Source organism: Microbacterium sp. NPDC057658 (assembly GCF_042799975.1).
Lineage (GTDB): Bacteria > Actinomycetota > Actinomycetes > Actinomycetales > Microbacteriaceae > Microbacterium.
In genome coordinates, this window is record NZ_JBHVHT010000001.1 from 762,663 (window position 1) to 779,786 (window position 17,124).

The 17,124-nt window shown below is 66.6% G+C and carries 19 protein-coding genes; 8 read left to right on the forward strand and 11 right to left on the reverse strand.

Annotation, left to right across the window (positions count from 1 at the left end; genetic code table 11):
* The first annotated feature begins 6 nt into the window (after positions 1-6).
* Entirely contained in the window at positions 7-729 is a 723-nt protein-coding gene (locus tag ACFU8V_RS03645; RefSeq protein ID WP_378869049.1) for a 3-keto-5-aminohexanoate cleavage protein, read from the forward strand.
* A 488-nt stretch (positions 730-1,217) separates the two neighbouring features.
* Here ACFU8V_RS03645 and ACFU8V_RS03650 read toward each other — a convergent pair whose 3' ends face one another.
* Together ACFU8V_RS03650 and ACFU8V_RS03655 are read right to left on the reverse strand one after the other, a co-directional pair.
* Entirely contained in the window at positions 1,218-1,595 is a 378-nt protein-coding gene (locus tag ACFU8V_RS03650; protein ID WP_378869052.1) for a VOC family protein, read from the reverse strand.
* 60 nt (positions 1,596-1,655) lie between these two features.
* Positions 1,656-2,360 carry a helix-turn-helix transcriptional regulator gene (locus tag ACFU8V_RS03655; RefSeq protein ID WP_378869055.1) on the reverse strand — a complete coding sequence of 235 codons (705 nt, stop codon included), beginning with the start codon at positions 2,358-2,360 and terminating at the stop codon, positions 1,656-1,658.
* Between the two features lie 82 nt (positions 2,361-2,442).
* Between ACFU8V_RS03655 and ACFU8V_RS03660 the strand changes: the two genes are divergently transcribed.
* Both ACFU8V_RS03660 and ACFU8V_RS03665 read left to right on the forward strand, forming a co-directional pair.
* Complete coding sequence (locus tag ACFU8V_RS03660; protein WP_378869058.1) at positions 2,443-3,312, forward strand: NAD(P)H-binding protein; 870 nt, start codon at positions 2,443-2,445, stop codon at positions 3,310-3,312.
* A gap of 43 nt (positions 3,313-3,355) precedes the next feature.
* Positions 3,356-3,688 (forward strand): hypothetical protein, encoded by a 333-nt coding sequence (locus ACFU8V_RS03665; protein ID WP_378869061.1) that lies wholly within the window; start codon positions 3,356-3,358, stop codon positions 3,686-3,688.
* Positions 3,689-3,750: 62 nt separating this feature from the next.
* Here the strand turns inward: ACFU8V_RS03665 and ACFU8V_RS03670 are convergent, their stop codons facing one another.
* Positions 3,751-4,752 (reverse strand): SDR family NAD(P)-dependent oxidoreductase, encoded by a 1,002-nt coding sequence (locus ACFU8V_RS03670; protein ID WP_378869064.1) that lies wholly within the window; start codon positions 4,750-4,752, stop codon positions 3,751-3,753.
* An 86-nt stretch (positions 4,753-4,838) separates the two neighbouring features.
* Between ACFU8V_RS03670 and ACFU8V_RS03675 the strand changes: the two genes are divergently transcribed.
* Entirely contained in the window at positions 4,839-5,411 is a 573-nt protein-coding gene (locus ACFU8V_RS03675; RefSeq protein WP_378869067.1) for a TetR/AcrR family transcriptional regulator, read from the forward strand.
* A 176-nt stretch (positions 5,412-5,587) separates the two neighbouring features.
* Entirely contained in the window at positions 5,588-5,884 is a 297-nt protein-coding gene (locus ACFU8V_RS03680) for a hypothetical protein (RefSeq protein ID WP_378869070.1), read from the forward strand.
* Between the two features lie 83 nt (positions 5,885-5,967).
* Here ACFU8V_RS03680 and ACFU8V_RS03685 read toward each other — a convergent pair whose 3' ends face one another.
* The 3 genes from ACFU8V_RS03685 to ACFU8V_RS03695 all read right to left on the reverse strand — a co-directional run bounded on the left by ACFU8V_RS03685 (position 5,968) and on the right by ACFU8V_RS03695 (position 8,081).
* Positions 5,968-6,396: a polynucleotide kinase gene (locus tag ACFU8V_RS03685; protein ID WP_378869073.1), complete on the reverse strand. Its 429-nt coding sequence runs from the start codon at positions 6,394-6,396 to the stop codon at positions 5,968-5,970.
* Positions 6,397-6,476: 80 nt separating this feature from the next.
* Positions 6,477-7,457: a CBS domain-containing protein gene (locus tag ACFU8V_RS03690; RefSeq protein ID WP_378869075.1), complete on the reverse strand. Its 981-nt coding sequence runs from the start codon at positions 7,455-7,457 to the stop codon at positions 6,477-6,479.
* 63 nt (positions 7,458-7,520) lie between these two features.
* Positions 7,521-8,081 carry a monooxygenase family protein gene (locus tag ACFU8V_RS03695; protein ID WP_378869078.1) on the reverse strand — a complete coding sequence of 187 codons (561 nt, stop codon included), beginning with the start codon at positions 8,079-8,081 and terminating at the stop codon, positions 7,521-7,523.
* A gap of 70 nt (positions 8,082-8,151) precedes the next feature.
* On the opposite strand from ACFU8V_RS03695, the gene ACFU8V_RS03700 reads away from it, so the two are divergent.
* Positions 8,152-8,802, forward strand: a complete 651-nt coding sequence (locus ACFU8V_RS03700; RefSeq protein ID WP_378869081.1) for a MerR family transcriptional regulator — start codon at positions 8,152-8,154, stop codon at positions 8,800-8,802.
* 544 nt (positions 8,803-9,346) lie between these two features.
* Positions 9,347-10,090, forward strand: a complete 744-nt coding sequence (locus ACFU8V_RS03705; RefSeq protein WP_378869084.1) for a hypothetical protein — start codon at positions 9,347-9,349, stop codon at positions 10,088-10,090.
* Positions 10,091-10,120: 30 nt separating this feature from the next.
* Here ACFU8V_RS03705 and ACFU8V_RS03710 read toward each other — a convergent pair whose 3' ends face one another.
* The 5 genes from ACFU8V_RS03710 to ACFU8V_RS03730 form a co-directional block, all read right to left on the reverse strand.
* The gene (locus ACFU8V_RS03710; RefSeq protein ID WP_378869087.1) at positions 10,121-10,282 is read right to left on the reverse strand and encodes a hypothetical protein; all 162 of its coding nucleotides are present in this window, start codon (positions 10,280-10,282) and stop codon (positions 10,121-10,123) included.
* A gap of 43 nt (positions 10,283-10,325) precedes the next feature.
* On the reverse strand, positions 10,326-11,540 hold the full coding sequence (locus ACFU8V_RS03715; protein WP_378869090.1) for an McrC family protein: 1,215 nt from the start codon (positions 11,538-11,540) through the stop codon (positions 10,326-10,328).
* The gene (locus tag ACFU8V_RS03720) at positions 11,537-13,663 is read right to left on the reverse strand and encodes an McrB family protein (protein ID WP_378869093.1); all 2,127 of its coding nucleotides are present in this window, start codon (positions 13,661-13,663) and stop codon (positions 11,537-11,539) included. The genes ACFU8V_RS03715 and ACFU8V_RS03720 overlap by 4 nt, the downstream gene beginning before the upstream one ends.
* A 56-nt stretch (positions 13,664-13,719) precedes the next feature.
* Complete coding sequence (locus ACFU8V_RS03725) at positions 13,720-14,850, reverse strand: GTPase family protein (protein ID WP_378869096.1); 1,131 nt, start codon at positions 14,848-14,850, stop codon at positions 13,720-13,722.
* Positions 14,851-14,965: 115 nt separating this feature from the next.
* Positions 14,966-16,468 (reverse strand): SulP family inorganic anion transporter, encoded by a 1,503-nt coding sequence (locus ACFU8V_RS03730; RefSeq protein WP_378869099.1) that lies wholly within the window; start codon positions 16,466-16,468, stop codon positions 14,966-14,968.
* A gap of 139 nt (positions 16,469-16,607) precedes the next feature.
* Here ACFU8V_RS03730 and ACFU8V_RS03735 point away from each other — a divergent pair, with 139 nt between their 5' ends.
* Positions 16,608-17,120: a hypothetical protein gene (locus ACFU8V_RS03735; RefSeq protein WP_378869102.1), complete on the forward strand. Its 513-nt coding sequence runs from the start codon at positions 16,608-16,610 to the stop codon at positions 17,118-17,120.
* Positions 17,121-17,124 lie beyond the last annotated feature (4 nt).

Consider the following 17,124-nt stretch of genomic DNA (forward strand, 5'->3'; position numbering starts at 1 on the left):
TCGCGGATGATCCTGCAGGTCTGCGTGAACGGTGCCAGGGACGTCACGGAGCATCCGTGGCTGAGCGCCGACGAGACGGTGGTGGCCCAGGACGCCGCGGCGGCCGTGGATGCTGGTGCCGCAGAGATCCATGTGCATGCGAAGGACGCCGCCGGCCGCGACTCGCTGGCACCCGAGGATGTGCGGCGGTGGCTCGGAGCCGTCCGTGCCGCGGCGCCGGGCATACCCGTGGGCGTGACGACCGGAGCCTGGGCCGAGCCCGACGTGTCGCGACGGCTCGCGGCCATCGAAGGCTGGACGGAACTTCCCGACTACGCCTCCGTGAACTGGCACGAGGCCGGAGCCGACGAGGTGGCCGCGGCGCTGCGTCGACGGGGGATCGACGTGGAAGCGGGCATCTGGGACGCAGCGGGGCTCGAGGCGTGGCGGGTCTCCCCGGTCCGTGGTGCTTGCCTGCGCGTGCTCGTGGAGCTTCCCGCGGAGGCCGCCGACGTCGCCCGTCCGCACGCCGAGGGGCTGATCGCCCACGTGGCGCGCGAGGAGCCCGACCTGCCGATCCTGCTGCACGGCGAGGAGCTGTCGGCCTGGCCCGCCCTCGACCTCGCCGGGGAGCTCGGCCTCGATACGCGGATCGGCTTGGAGGACACCCTCCTCCTCCCGGACGGCACCGACGCCCCGAGCAACGCCGCCCTCGTCCGCGCCGCCCGCGCCCGCCTCCCCCGCGCTTAGTCCGGCCCTCGCGCGGCGCCGGTGCGTCGCGCCAGTGCGTGCGCAGAAGCGTTCCTTTCTCCGCGGTTTCCGGTCCCTTTTCGCACTCCACATCTCAGGCCCGCTCGGTGCGAGTGAAGAACCGTGCCTGACCGCGCGAACCCCCGCTCGTTTTCGCACTCCACATCACGGTTCGCATGCGCGCCGCCGCGGGGTGCGAAACCGCCCTTCGCGTGGCGCGCATCGGTCCGTTCTTGCACTCCGCACTGCGGGGGACTCCGGGCCCCTTGAGTGCGGGCGCAGAATCGCACCTCCTGTCGCGCCGGGACTCGGTGCGGTGCGGGTGCAGAAACGTCCATAGTCCCGCCGGCCATGGAACGTTTTCGAACTCGCCAAACGGCGTACGCGCCACTCTGCCCCGGCGCGGGTGCAATAACGCCCCTCAGCTCGCCCGCCCCGGAACGTTTTCGCACTCCGCACCCGCAGGAGCCCGTACGACCGCCCCGGACTCACCCGGCACTCCACCCGCCCCAGTCGGGACGGTCCACGATGCAGAAGCGGTTCCCCTCGGGGTCTTCCATGATGATGTAGTCGGCGTCGTCCGGGCGGCCGTCCCAGTGCACCTCCCGTGCTCCGAGCCCGGCGAGACGCTGCACCTCGGCAGCCTGGTCCTCCGCGTAGATGTCGAGGTGGATGCGCGGGGGCAGCACGCGCTCCGAGTGGTGCGCGTCGAGCGCGATGCACGGTGCGTCGGCGTCGCGGGGTTTGAGTACGACCCAGTCGTCCTCCGCGGGGTCTCGTTCGACGTAGTCGAGGGCGGCCTTCCAGAATGCGGTCTGGGCCGAGAGGTCGTCCACGCGGATCACGATCGACACGATCTTCAACATGCCCGCGAGAGTACGGCGGGGATCCAGGTCCCGCGGAGGGGCTTGCGCCGCCGCGCGGGATCAGCTTCCGGACCGGCCGAAGTCGCTCGTGAGCCACTCCTCGACCGACGCGAACGGGAACTCCCGCGCCGCAAACGTCCCCGGCACCGTCCGCACCTCCCGCATCCGATCGAGCCGGAACAGCCGCCAGTCGTCGCGGTCGATGTCGAAGCCGACCACGTACCACCGCCCTCCGCGGAGGACATGGCGATGCGGCGCGATCACCCGCTCCGAAGCGCGTCCATGCTGGTCGGTGTAGCTGAAGGCGACGCGAGCGCCCTGCGCGACAGCGTCCGCGAGCGTCCCGACCGCAGCCCACTCCGCGGGCGCCGGCTCTGCGCGGAGGATCTGCGTGGACAACGCCGTCGCCGCGGCCCGTCGTCGAAGCCCAGGCGGGAGGACCTGCTCGATCTTCCCGCGGGCGACGGCGGCGGCCGGGTCTTCCGGACTCCACGCTTCGAGGACGAGCAACCCGGTGATGAGCGTGGTGACGTCGTCGGCGTCCAGGAGCAGCGGCGGGATGCGCGTCCCCGGTCGCAGGCGATAGGCCGCGCCGGGACCGGGGCGGGAGTGGACGTCGTAGCCGAGGTCGCGTAGGCGCTGCATATCGCGGCGGACCGTCCGCGGGCTCACCGCGAGGCGGGCGGCGAGGTCGGGCACGCTCCACTCGCCGCCGGTCTGCAGCAGCGACAGCAGATGGAGGGTGCGGTGCGAGGGGGCGTCCACGGCTCCATCATCGCGCGAGATGCGGCCGGAATCAGGCCGTATCCGTCCATAGCGTGGAGCGACACCGACCGAGAGGACCCTCATGCGCATCGCTGTCACCACTCCCAACGGCCACGTCGGGCACCACCTCACCCCGATGCTGGTCCGCGCCGGCGTCCGCCCCCTGCTGCTCGCCCGGAACCCGGATGGCATCGCCACCGACTTGCGCCCCTATGTCGAGTTCGCCCGGGCCGACTCGCAGGATGCCGAGGCAATCGTCGCCGCGACGCGGGACGTCGATGCCCTGTACTGGGTGGATCCGTCGGTGTTCTCCGACGACCCGCTCGCCGACTACGCCCGAGCGACCGAGGCCCTGGTGCAGGCCGTCCGGGCGAACGGCGTCCGGCGGGTGGTGTTCCAGAGCAGCGTCGGCGCGGAGAAGCGGCACGGCGTCGGCGAGATCGACGGTCTGGCCGCCACGGAGATCGCGCTCGACGCCCTCGACATCGACGTGACGCATCTGCGCTGCGGCTACTTCTTCACCAACCTGCTGCTCGACATCGAGTCGCTGCGGGCAGGGACTCTCGCCACGGTGCTCCCGCTCGACTTCCGGATGCCCTGGGTGGCGCCGCGCGACATCGCGGAGGCCGCCGCGCTCGCGCTGCTGAACGGGGAGTGGACGGGGCGGCGGGTGCAGGCCGTGCACGGGCCCGCGGACCTGAGCTGGGCCGAGGTCGCCGCGATCCTGACGCGCGAGCTTGGGCGAGAGGTGACCGTGCAGCGCATCGACGACGAGGAGATGCGTCAGGGGCTCCGCGCTGCGGGGATGCCCGAGGCGATGGCCGAGGCCGTGCTCGGGATGTCGACCGGACTCCGCGACGACTTCACGGCGGAGCAGCCGCGGTCCGTCCTCTCGACGACGCCGACGACCCTCGAAGCGTGGGTGCGCGAGGAGCTCGTCGGAGTGGTGTGACCGGCATCCTGCCGGAACCGGTCCCGTCAGATATGGTGCGGCCATGGAGACCACATCCGAGGTGACGCCCGAGACCGATGACGACGCACGGTCGGGGACCGTGCCAGAGGCGGAGGAGGCCGAGCATGCGGAGCGGCGCCAGCTTGCTGTGAACCGCTTCGGATGGATCGTCGCGTGGGGTGTATCCGTCGTCGCCCTGATCGTCGGCATCAGCCTCACGGGAGTCGGGACGGCCGAGCACATCGTCGAGTACTCCGACAGCTACGACGTCTTCCGGCGAGAGGTCTGGCCTGCGGGTCTCGTGCTCCTCGGCGTGGGTGCGCTCGGCGTCATCGCCACCGCCCTCGCCACCGCGGTCCTCACGCAGAAGCGCTGACCCCCGACGGAGAACGCCCCCGCCGTTCGGGTCGGCGGGGGCGTTGGTTCCATGGAGTCGCGTTACTGCACGGACCAGCCGCCGTCGGAGGCGAGGATGGCGCCGTTGATGTTCACGGCGTCGTCCGAGAGCAGGAAGGTGATCGATGCGGCCAGGTGCTCAGCGGTCGCGACGGTCGGGATGGCCTGCTGGAACGGGGCGAGGCGGCCGGAGCCGTACTCGGACATGTGCGGGGGCATCGGGATGCCGGTGGCGACGCCGCCCGGGGCGACGGAGTTCACGCGGATGCCCTTCGGCCCGTACATGAAGGCGGCCGACTTGGTGACGCCGATGATGCCGTGCTTGCTGGCCGTGTAGGCGTTGCCCGAGGCGTTTCCGCGCAGGCCCGCCTCGCTCGACACATTGAGGATCGCGCCGCGACCGGCCTTCTCCATGACGGGGATGACCGCGCGCATGAGCTTGAACGGAGCGGTGAGGTTGATCGCGATGACGCGGTCCCAGACGGCATCCGGCGTCTCGCCGGCCGGGGAGAAGTCGTCGTTGATGCCAGCGACGTTCGCGAGTCCGTCGATGCGGTCGCCCGCGGCGGCGAGCACGGCGTCGATCGCGTCCTGCGTGGTGAGGTCGCCCGCGACCGTCACGATGTCGGCGTCCGGCAGCTCGGCCTTGAGGGCGTCGAGCTTCTCGGCGGCGATGTCGCTGGCGATCACGCGACCGCCTTCCCGGGCGATGCGCGAGGCGGTGGCCTTGCCGATGCCGGAGGCGGCACCCGTGACGATGACGGTCTTGCCGGCGAAGCGGCCCGCCGTGACCTTCTCGGTCCAGCCCTCGGAGGCATCGTCCTCGGGAATCTCGCCGTTGTTCGCGGCGCGCACGAGGTCGTCGACGACCGACTGCGGGAGCTGGCCCTGGCTCATGGTGACGAGCTGCTGCAGCGGGAGTCCGAGCACGGGGGTGAGGAGCTCGGGGTCGGCGCCCGTCTGCTCGAAGAGGCCCCGGATGAGCGGGCCGCCGGTGGGGTCGTTCATCCAGTCGCCGATGGTGGAGTGTGCGGTGAGGGCCATGCTCTTTCTCCTTGCTCGGGTGCCGTCGTAGTTTCGCAACGGTGCGTCTACTTATGTTCCAGTGTACGCCTCTGTACGCTCGAAAGGTGCCCCGTCCTCGCAGTGAAAAGGCCCGCCAGTCCGTGCTGGAGGCGATGCGCCGCGCGCTCGCCGCAGACGGATACGAGGCCGTGACGATCGAGGGCCTCGCGGCTGAGGCGGAGGTGTCGAAGCAGACGATCTACCGATGGTGGCCGTCGAAGGCCGCGATCCTCGGGGAAGCGCTGCTCGAGGGGACGGTCCCTGGTTCAGATGTCGTCGTGCCGATGACGGATGACCTCGGCGCGGACCTGCGCGCATGGTTCACGGCGGTGTCCGCGGGTCTGGCCCGGCCTGAGGGTGTGTCGCTGGCGCGGGCGCTCATCGAGGTGACGGCGGCTGATCCGGAGCTGGGGCTGGTGTTGAACGAGCGGCTGGCGGCGCCGATCCGGGAGTGGGTGGCGGAGCGCGTCGCGCGCGGACGCGCGGACGGAGACGTGCGGGCGGACGTGGATGCCGCCGCGGTCGCCGATGAGTTCATCGCGATCGCCTCGTACTCCGCGCTGATCGGGCAGCCGTTGAGTGCGGAGCGGGTGGAGGAGACGGTGGTGCGGTTGCTGCGGGGGATCGCGGCGGGCTGAGCCTCTCGCTGGATTGCTGTGCGGCGCGACGGTCGCGGTTCTCCATGCTCACTCGTTGCGTACCGCGAGTCAAGAATATCGGTTGCGACCTCATATGTGTGCTTTCATATGTCTCATGACGCAGCGAGCGCGATCCCGCGGCTTCGTGTCGGTGGGCCGGCGGGTGTGCGACGGCGGTGAGTGAGGAACTGCTAGAGGTGGGCATCATGCTTTATGTCGCGGTCGGCGTAGCTCTTCTTCTCTGGGGGACGTTGGTGGGGCGGGTCGGCAGGAAGCTCGGCACTCTTCTCGCCATCGTTCCCGTTCTGGTGTGGTTCGGGGTCCTTGCGTGGTTCGGCTCGTCGGGCAACCTCGACAGCCCGGCTGGAGATGCGCTTGCCGTGTACCTCGTGGTCGGGCTCCTTGCTTTTACGATCGGCGTCAATCTCACCGATCGCTCCGTGTCCGTGCGCAATTCACGATGGAAGCCATGACCCGCTCGGCGTGTGATGCCGGCGACGAGTGTGGCGGTGACGTTTTGACGGTGCCGCCGGCCACGGCCTGACCTTGCGCGGGCTTAGAAGTCGCCCTCCGCCACCTGGAAGCAGGCCAGCCCGCGAGACCGCCACATCTCGACCACGCTGCGGCGGTCGTCGACCACGCCGATCACGTCGAAGTGTGGTTCGATGTGGGCGTCGTAGATCTCGGCCTTGACTATGTTGTCGGCGCGCTGGTCGCCCGTGCGGCGGAGTAAGAGGCGGTCGAAGGGGATCTCGTTGAACGTCAGCCAGGCCTCAGTGGCACGACGAGCGGTCTCATCTCGGCCCGAGACCACGATGATCGCGTCGACGTCGGGGTGTGCGGCGAAGGCTTGGGCGGCGACCACGACCGGGTGGTTCGGGGTGTCGATCGACACGCTGCGCATGTCGTACGGGGAGCGGTCGCCGATGAGTGCGAGGGTGCCGTCGACGTCGAAGATCCAAGCGCGAGGGCGATCGGTGGGCATGGTGTGAGGGTAATGGTAACGCGGTGTACTTCTGCTCTTATGCTGTGCCTTGGCGAATTCGCCAGCCGCGGCTACCCCTTCTATAGTCGGGCTTTGCTAGCAGCCGTGAGCCAATTGAGGCAGCCCAAGACCATGGTTTCGCTGTCAGTGTCTTCCGCTCGCGTTCGAAAGTGCATGATGTCGTTTCGTAGGTCGAGAACGCGCTTGAGGCTCGCAACGCAAGTCTTTCGGTCCAATCCGAGGGCTAGCGTGGCCCAGTGCTTTGGGTTCTCGAGCACTCTAATGTACTCGCCAAACGTCATATCGCTCGCGCCGCCGAAGTCCTCCCTCACGATGCTCTCGTCAAGCGAGGACTCGAGTTCTGGGAGGGGCAGCTGGTCCAGGATTAGGCGGAGCAGGCTCTCGATTTCGCCGATTCGTACGAACAAACCGGTCGAGTTCTGAAAGGTGGCGGCCAGGTCCGTTGAAGTGACGATGCCCACAATGATGTTCTCGCGATTTCGGAAGTAGATGAAATCGCTGGCGAGTATGGTCGGCACGAGGTCCATGAGGTTGTCTGCCGACTCCGCGACGTGTCCGCCCGTAGTCATGACGTCCTTGGCTTTCGCGTCGACATGCCCACTCGCCCGCGAGCGCGCAATTGACTTCCACGTCACCGTTCCATGCAGCTTTCGCCGCGTCTTATCCATCACTGGGACTTGCGAAAAGTCCGACATGAGCATGAGCGTCTCCACCAGTTCGAGCGTGTCGTCCGGACCGACCGCCGTCAGTTCTGGGGCATCTTGCGCGATGTTCGAAACAGGGAGGCCCACCTGGTGGTTCGAGCGACTACTGGTCCTTCGATCGCTGATGGTGACTGTTCCCCAATAGTCGGCGCGTTCGAGCTCGGGCTCGACTATGTAGCCTCGGTGGCGAAGGGCGGCATTGATAGACGCCACCACAGACTTGCCGCGCCGAGTGTTCCCGTTGAGTTCGAGAAGACGGCGGAGATCAACTTCGACGGGCTGCTCAATGCTGACGCTATCGAGAAGGTCTTCTAGACTCGCGTGATTCTCAGGCATTCGCGCTCTCCTCGATCTCGACAGGCGTCGCCGCATGCGTTTTGGGGGTAGGCCGGTTCTCGCCTAGCCCACATCATAGTGAGGCTGTTCCAAACGACCTTCTCGCTTCGCATCAGAAGGGCTCGCATTTCGGGTGGGCTTGTGCCTTATCCGACCGTCCGCGAACCGCGCCCGCGCCCGGTCATGATGTTTGCCGACGGGGACGAGCTCCGTGGCCTTCGGCAAGCCCATGCGCTTCGTCGAGACGTACACGCTCTCTGCGGTGTCGACGAGGAACGTCTCGTGCCACACGCCGACCGCTCCCGGAGCCTTGCGGGCGGCGCGGTTGAAGGCGGTCCAGGCCGGACGGTGCTGCTGGTCCGGGTTGGAGGCATAGGCGTAGAGCTTGTCGACGGACGACCAGAACTGCACGACGTAGGGCCCGCCCGATCCGAGGAGGAGCTGGTAGCCGAGCAGGCCGGAGTCGGGCTCGGTGCTGAGCTCGCGGAGCATGCGCGGCATGGCGACGAACGCGGGCAGCCACAGGTCGGGGCGCCACCACCGGTTGATGTGCATCCCGATGTGGAACACCACGAGCTCGCCCTCGTGGCGGTGGGTCATGCGGCCCGTGATGACCTTCGACATGGCGACTCCTCAACTGGATAGCGATGCTATCCATAATGGATAGCGCTACTATCGAAGTCAAGAGGTGGCCATGAAGATCTCCGAACTGTCAGCGCAGACCGGCGTGACCGTGCCGACGATCAAGTACTACCTGCGCGAGGGCCTGCTGCCCGAGGGCGAGCGCACCTCCGCGACGCAGGCCGCGTACGGCGAGAAGCACATCGAGCGGCTGCGAGTGATCCGGGCGCTGCTCGACGCGGGGGTCAGCATCGCCGAGACGCGACGGGTGGTCGCGGCGCTGGATGATCCGCCCGCGAACCCGCACGAGCTGCTGGGGACCGCGCATGCCGCGATCACCCCGCCGGCCGATGACGCGTTGGACCTCTCTGGCGCCGAGGCGCTCGCCGCCCAGCTCGGGTGGAAGCCAGGGATGTGTGACCCCGCGGTGCTGCATGCGGTCGCGCGCGCGTTGCAGGGGCTGAAGCGCGTCGGGTTCACGGTGCCGGAGGCGGTGATGGAGGAGTACCTCGCGAGTGCGCGGCGGATCGCGGATGCGGAGATCGCGGGGGTGCCGGAGGAGTCTGCGGAGGCTGCGGTGCGGTACGTGGTGCTGGGGTCAGTGCTGGTGGAGCCGTTGTTGTTGGCGTTGCGCCGGGTGGCTCAGCAGGTGAGCTCGGGGGAGAAGTTCGGTTCCTCGGCTGATGGGTTCGCGATCCCTGGCGCTGATCGCCCTGGTCGCTGAGCAGGAGGCGACATACCCCTCCGTCTTCGCCCGCACCCTTGCATCTGACGCCGCCACCCGGTTCGCTGGAGTGATGAGCAAGAGCGACGAACTGCGCGAGAAGATGGACCAGCTCGTCGGCACTTCGCGGTCCGCGGGCGCTTCATCGGTGGGGACTAAGCCAGCCAAGATTGGTCGGGCCACGACATCTACGAGTGGTTCCCCGGTGAACGGTAGATGGTGCACCGCGTCGATGTGGAGATCTTCGGCGGTCGGAACGAAGCCCTCGAGCTTCACCCCGCGTGCGCGAGCGTCTTGAGAGCCCAGAGTTTGAAACGCTGTGGAACCGGATTCGGCATCGAACTGAGTACAGACTGCGTGTAGACGAGAACGACCTGCGTGAAACGCTGATCAACAAACTGCGACAGATGGAGCCCGTCCGCAAGCGCAAGGGTGAATGGCAGTCGTCTCGCGTCGACCGGATCGACCAGAGCGGCCTAACCGCCGACGTGGCGAGCATCCGCCGCGCAGACGTACATATGCAGACAGCGAGGACCTTCCAGACATGCTGTCGGTACTCGCCGATCGGACTCAGCTCACGCGCGCGACGATCGCTTCGGTTCTCACCGAATCGGGGACGCTGTCGCAGTTCCGCGGCAATCCACAGGCCTATGTTGATCGGGTCTCGAAGCTGCTGAACGAAACCAAGGCACAATTCCTGGTCAATGGCCTCACATATGGCCTCGTTGCTGACGATCGTCCCGATGATGAGCGCTGGTACCCACTCACTCTGCTGGAGCAGGCGGACCTCCAGGGCTACGTGGGCAACGGTGGCAACATCGTGGTCAACGGCGACGGCGAGGCGATCGACTTCAGCGCAAAGTCCCCATACACCCATGTGGTGTCGGACTCCCAGGTCGAGTCCGCCCTTGCGCTCGAGCTTCTCCGACGTGAGGACGTGAAGTCGTTTGTCAAGCTCCCCCCAAACTTCACTGTGCCCACTCCGTTTGGCAGCTACAACCCAGACTGGGCGGTGACAGTAGATACCCTCGATGGTAACCGCCATATTGTTTTCGAGACTAAGGGGACCGCGAACGCGGCGCTGCTCGGTGGGTTCCAAGAGCCGAAGACGATCGCTGGACGCCTGCACTTCTCGGCCGTGGCCGAGCGGCTTGGTTACGTCGATTCGACGTATGCCGTCGGAGTCGACATAGACGATCTTGAGGGAGCAGCAGCGCGCGCCACTGGCCGCACGGACGGTACCGACGCGACCAGCACCCCACCGACCACGCCGACAGCCAGGTTGTGAGTCATCAAGACCCACAAACCGTAGACATCATCACGAAGGTCTCGCTCTTCGCATCCGCTTCATCGTCGACGGATGCACGCGGTGCCAGTCGAAGGCCCCGATCGCGACCGTGATCATCACGGCGACGAGCGCGGCCATGGGGTTGGTTCCGACGGAGTCGCCGAACACGACCAACAGCAGGAACAGGAGCACTCCGGCGAAGAACGTCGAGATGCGGATGCGCGCAGAGGCCTATCTACGCTGCCGAGAACGAGGGAAGCACAAGGGCAGCGCCGAGTTCCCGAACTCGCCCCACTAGCTCTCCCGGCTCCCCACTCACATCCACCGCGTGCGCGACCACCGTCGTCCCCGTCGCAGCAATCTCATACCGCCGCGGCTCCACATCCCCCGACACATACAGCAAGTGCACCTCGCGAACGCCCGCCGTCAGGGCGTACGCGAGCGCCTGATACACATCTGCGTTAGGCGGCGACCCATCGCTCTCGCCCCACACCTTGTACTTCGTATCCGCGACCGCAACTACTCGCCCATTCCGCGAGATTACGATGTCCGGGCGCATCCGGATCTTCCCATCCGTGTCCAACCGCCAGTCCGACATCTGTAGGTCGACGTCGAACCCCTCCGGATGCAGCGTCGCCTGAAGAACCCGCCCGACGAAGTCTTCGTACATCTTCGCAACGTTCAGCAATAACGCGGACCCCGAGCTCGCACCCTCGGCGTGTGCCCACGATGTCGCCTCGAGAACCCATCGGGCGAGGCGGAGTGCCGGCTGGTAGTGCGCGTTCAACCGTGACTCTGCGGGCAGCATGACCGGGCCCGTCGCACGCAGATCGGATACCTCGGAGAACAACCCCAGCAGCGGACCGAGCTTGTCGACCACCCGCCCCGGAAGCTGCTCCAACCGCACCAACGCGCGCAGCGCAGCCTTGAGAATCCTGTTCTCGGGAACGTCTTCCGTGTAGTCGTCGTAGGTGAGCTCCACCGGCACGGGAATACCCGGCCGCACCTTGAGCTGCCGCGGGATGTCCCAGCGGCCGCGGATCACGGTGCGCGTCTCCTCGACGGAGACGTATCCCTTGAGTAGCCCTCGGCCCGTCGCCTCTCCGACTGCCCGCAGCAACGCGGATGCCAGCGCGGCAGGCAGATCCTGATCGGCCTCGAAGGAGAACGACGCATCATCCACCTCCGCCTGCAAGCCTGAGTACGAGGCCATGAAGATAAGACTTCGGAGCGGCGTCTTCGGGCGCACGATCAGACGTACGTCATCGATCGCGACCACACCGACGCGCGTCACTTCCGTGACCCGCCAGATGTCGAGATCCGTCGTTGGCGAGACCCGACAGAATCGCAGCTCCTGCAGACGCGCTGCTTGTGACGCAGTGAGCGCGACGAAGGACTCGCCCTTCTCGGCGATCTCCTCGACTCGAGGCTCGGCCACTACGGCGTTCATGTCTGAGGCGATGGGTCCGCGCTCACCGTGACGGCCGCGAGCAGAGCATCCAGCCCGTACTTCACGTGTACGTCGACGCCGGTACCGATGTGCCGCTCTTCGAGCAGGGGCAGGATGCTCTCTTCCCACACGGCGCGCAGGTCCGCCTCGCTCAGGTCGTCCGTCCGGAGCAGATGGCTCGGGCCGATGCGGTCCTCGCGATCGCGGATGCTCTCGTTCAGCAGCTCGAACAGCTCTGCGACCGGAAGTGTCTGCGGATGTTGCTCCGCCCACCGCCAGAGGATGCCCTTCACAGGAGCGACATCCGGATGCAGCTCGAAGAATGCGAACCGGCGGCGCATCGCCGAGTCGAGCAGTGCGATCGACCGGTCGGCGGTGTTCATCGTTCCGATGATCAGCACGTTCGCGGGGAGGCTGAAGGACTTCCCGCCATCATCGCCCGACCCGGCGTAGAGCACGTCGATCGCATCGTCGCGGTACTCGAGCAGGTAGTACAGCTCACCGAACACCTTGCTGAGGTTCGCCCGGTTGATCTCATCGATCATCAGCACGTGCGGCACATCAGGGTTCTTTCGGGCCTCGTCCGCGATCTCTCGCAGCGGCCCGCGCGTGAGGGAGAAAGACAGCTGCCCCGCGGCATCCGTCACCGGTCGGTAGCCGGCGAAGAAGTCTTCGTAGGTGTATGACGGGTGGAACTGAATGCGCTTCACGACGCTGCCGGGCTTGCCGAGTCGGTCGGCCAGCGCGCGAGCGACATACGTCTTGCCGGTTCCGGGAGGGCCGTAGAGGATCACCTGCCCCCGGCGGTGAAGAGCGCTCGTGACCTTGCCGAGCCAGGCCTGGGTGACACCCGCGAGTCCGGGGAGGTCGATCTCCGAGGGGAAGAAGCCGCGCGGGTGTGGGAGGTCAGGGGACGGATCTGGCAATGGAGATGGGTCGGGAACGGGCTCCGGATTGTCGCCGTTCCTCCACCGCGCTTCGAGGTCGCCATAGAAGTCGACAGGCCTGCCCTCCTTCACTTGGAGAGCAATCACGATCTTCTGAAGGTCGGCGTCCGGGTCCTCTGAAAACTCACCGCCGATCTCGCCGATGAAAGCTCTACGGATGAGGTCGCGTTGGTCCGGCGAGACGATGGGGCCGAAGAACCCGGGGTGCACGAGGTAGAGGAGTGCGTATCGCTGGGTGGGGAAGCCGCTCTCCTCTCCCAGCACGAGATCGCGCCAATGAAGAGGCTCATCGAGTGCGAGTTGCTGCGCGTCGTCACTGAGCCGAGTCCACGCAAGCAGCACATCGAGGACCACAGTGATGGCCCGGTTGATCTGCCCTTGCATTCCGCGACCAGGGTTGAAGGCACCTCCGGTAAATGCCGCATCAAAGACCCGCGGGATTTCGACGGGATGACGCATCACATGGAGTATGGACTCCACTCGTTCGCGCTTCTTCGCGTGGCCGATGATCTTGGTGATCGGCAGCAGCTGGAGAGCCAGTACTTCCGCCATGAGGAGCTTCACGTCGTCCGTCGCGTCAGCGAACTGTAGTTGAAGGTTGTCGTTGAACCCCTTGCCTTCGACCTTCTCGGCGACAGCCCAGAGTGCGTGCAGATCGCGGATGTTCGCTGGCGTCCAGATCTCGCGACCAGGGGCGAAGGCAGATTGTCCCTTGCGTAGACCCTCTTCGACGATCACCTCGGCGGCGGCGAGAAGTGTGCGCTGAGCCGAATCTGCGCTCACCCAACGCTCTGGGAGTGCTCGCTCGATCTCGTTCCGCTCCTTTTCGCGCTGGATGGCCGTCAGCCGCTGGGCTTCGGCAAAGAGCTCGTTGCCGGGATGAGCCTCGAGGGCGGCGAGGCCGCTCTTCGTGATGGCCCACTCGCCGGCAAGGGAAGGGTTCTTCCGCAACCAGCCGGCCGGTACGAATTCCGAGCTGGCGAAGCGCCAGTTTGTCTCGCCTCGGGGTTTGTTCGCCGTGTTGATCTCCGACTCGTATGGAGTGAGCGGTACGCGTGCCAGCGATTCCCCCCAGATCTCGCTGACTGGCAGGTAGGAGCCATCAGAAGCTCGCTCTCCGAGGACCTCGAGGGCGATCCTCACGCGCTCGGCAGTCTTGAGTTCTTTCTCCACCATGCTCCCCTGGTCAGTCTGTTGCGAGTCTAAGAGAGCGGATTCAACTGGTGTTCCGTTCAGTCCCGCCCGCCACTCACCTTCTTGAACCACACGCCGACCTGCGTCTGGAACAGCTCGCGCACCAGGTTGTTGTCGAGCGCACCGTCAACGCCTCGCAGTCGACCCTGCGTGAGCTCCCCGCAGACCACCGCCCACGCGTATCCGATCGCCAGGGTGAACGTGCTGGCGACGGTGCCCGAGATCACTCCGCCCACCACCGTTCCGGCACCCGGGATGAACTTCAGGAGTCCGGCGACGGCGCTTCGTCCTGCTGCAGAGACGGCGACTGTCGCCGCGGTCGCCGCGATCGTGGCGGTCTCGACCCTGACGCCGTAGATCGCCGCCACCCTCGCCATCATCCCGAGCTGAATGGGCACGAGAACACCGGCGTCCGCAACGGGGATCGGGATCGCCCCGACCGTCAACGCGGCCGTGGCAGCCGCGCGGACAGCTGTTTGAGCTTGCTTGCGCTTTCTTGCCAGATCGACTTTCTGGGCGGCGGCGAATGCTGCTTCAACCCCCTCGGGAGCTGCGCGAAACGTGGCATCGACGAGCTCCGTGAGCCCGTGTTGAACCTGGCCGGTGAACTCGTCCGCCGTCGACATCACCAGGATTGGACGGCCTCCCACGATCGGCAGGTCGAGCCCGGCGATGTGGTCCGACAGAGTTAGAGCGTCGGCGTGATACTCGCCGTTCCGCGACGGCACCTGTGTCAGGACGGCGACGACAGGCAGGCCGAGCTCGTGCAGGCGACGGATGAGCTCCGCCTCGGTGTCCTCGAACCGCCGGTCCGTCGCCCGGACGCAGTACCAGGCGACGTGGATCTGCTCGGAGAGCGGCCGCTGGCGCATCTTCTTCAGGTAGTCGCCGAGTTCGCGGATCAGCTCATCGGTGTCCTTGCCGATCTCGAGGCCACGCGTGTCGAGCAGACCGAGGAACCCGGAACGATGGATGTAGAGATGCTCGTCCATCGTGACGGGCTCGCCGACACCGGTGGGAGCGACCTCCTCGCCGAAGATCGCGTTGATCAACGTCGACTTCCCGACGCCGGTCTTGCCGAAGATGGCGAGGTTGAAGCGGCCGATCTCGTCCGCCTGCTCTTTCCATTGATCGCGGAAGTCGTCTTCGGAGAATGTCTCACCCGTCATTGCGCTCCCCTGCCGCCGTGGCCTGTGTCCTCATGGGTGCATCCCCAAAGTTATGCCAGCGTAACTGGGCGCTGAGCTCCGGAGCGCGAGGGCTCGCCTCCGAACCACAAGAGAGCTATTCGAACCCGCCCGTCAACCGCCCATGCATCGTCCCGCTCGAGTCATTCATCCCGACGATCTCCAGCGCTTTCCCCAACGCGGCATACTTCGTCTCGATCGCGTCCAATGCCGCAACGGTCGACGCATCCCACACATGCGACCCGGACAGATCCACGACCACCCGATCCGGATCCTCCGTATATGAGAACAACGTCGTCAGGTCGTTGCTCGACGCGAAGAACAGCTCGCCCTCCACGACATACGTCACCACATCGTCAGCAGGCCCCAGAACCCGACGAACCGAGACGAAGTGCGCCACCCGCCGCACGAACAGCACCGACGCGACGAGCACCCCACCCACAACCCCGACCGCCAGATTGTGCGTCAGCAACACCAACAAAACGGTAGACACCATCACGAACGTCTCGCTCTTCGGCATCCGCTTCAGCGTCGACGGCCGCACGCTGTGCCAGTCGAACGCCCCGATCGCGACCATGATCATCACGGCTACGAGCGCCGCCATCGGGATCGTCCCGACGAAGTCACCGAACACCACGACCAACACGAACAAAAACAGACCGGCGCAGAACGTCGAGATGCGGGTCCGCGCGCCCGACGCCTTCACGTTGATCATCGTCTGACCGATCACCGCGCACCCGCCCATGCCGCCGAAGATCCCCGACAGGACGTTGGCGACGCCCTGCCCCCACGACTCCCGGGTCTTGTTCGAGTGGGTGTCGGTGATCTCGTCGACGAGCTTCGCGGTGAGCAGCGACTCCATGAGCCCGACGAGCGCGACCCCGAGCGCGAACGGCGCGATGATCGTGAACGTCTCCCACGTCAGCGGAACGTTCGGGATGAACAGCGACGGCAGACTCCGCGGCAGCTCACCCTGATCGCCGACCGTCGGCACCGTGATCCCGAAGGCGAGCACGACGCCGGTCACGATGATCACCGACACCAGCGGCGCCGGCACGATCTTGGTGAGCTTCGGCATCACGAGCATCACCACGATCCCGAGCGCCACCAGCGGATACACCAGCCACGGCACGTCGATGAGCTGCGGGAACTGCGAACTGAACACGAAGATCGCGAGCGCGTTCACGAACCCGACCATGACGCTGCGGGGGATGAACCGCATGAGCTTCGCCACACCCAGCACCCCGAGGATCACCTGGAAGATCCCGGCGAGGATGACCGTCGCGATGAAGTAGTCGAGCCCGTACGTCGGCGCGACGGGAGCGATCACGAGCGCCACGGCTCCCGTCGCCGCGGTCACCATCGCGGGTCGCCCGCCGAGGAACGCGATCGATACCGCCATGATGAACGACGAGAACAGCCCGACCTTCGGGTCCACCCCCGCGATCACCGAGAATGCGATCGCTTCCGGGATCAGCGCGAGTCCGACGACGAGCCCGGCCAGGACTTCGCGCGTCAGCAGCCGCGGATTCTTCAGTGCATCGAGCACCGAGGGGTGGGCGCGATAGCGGGCGCGGTCGTCGACCGTCGTTGCAGACATGGAGCTCCAGGGGAAGGCGCCTCAGAGAGGAGGCAGACGTTCCAGCCTACGACTGATGCGCGAGCGCCCACCCCGTGCCCCTTCCACCCGCCCCATACATCCGCCAGGATGAACACGACCGCCCCGAGAGGAGCCCCGCATGTCGTCGCTCGCCCCGTCCGCCTCACCGGACACGGCACCCGCCGCGCTCCCCGGGGCCGTGGTCATCGCCGCGATCCGCCGCGTCCTCCTCTGGTCGCTGATCACCGCGCTCCTCTACCCCGTGTTCATGACCGCCAGTAAAGGCATCTGCCCCGGCGGGGTCGACGCGAACGGCGGGTTCATCGACTCCGCGGGTCAGCCGGTCGACGAGGCTCCGCAGTGCATCCAGCTCACGCTCGCGCCGAGCCCCCTCGTCTACATCGCCATCGCCGTCACCGTGCTGCTCGCGCTCGGTCGCGTGATCAAGGCGACTGACGAGCGCGCGGCGCTTCGCACCCTGGAGTGGACCCTGCGCGGAGTCGGACTGTTCGTGGTGGTCGCGATCGTCGTCTCGCACGTCTGGTTCGCGCTGATCCCGCTCGAGCAGTTCACCGGCGACTCCTGGACCGTGTTCAGCCCGTTCCCGTTCGGCTCGATCGACGTCGAGGTGACGCCGATGACGACCTCGTGACGGC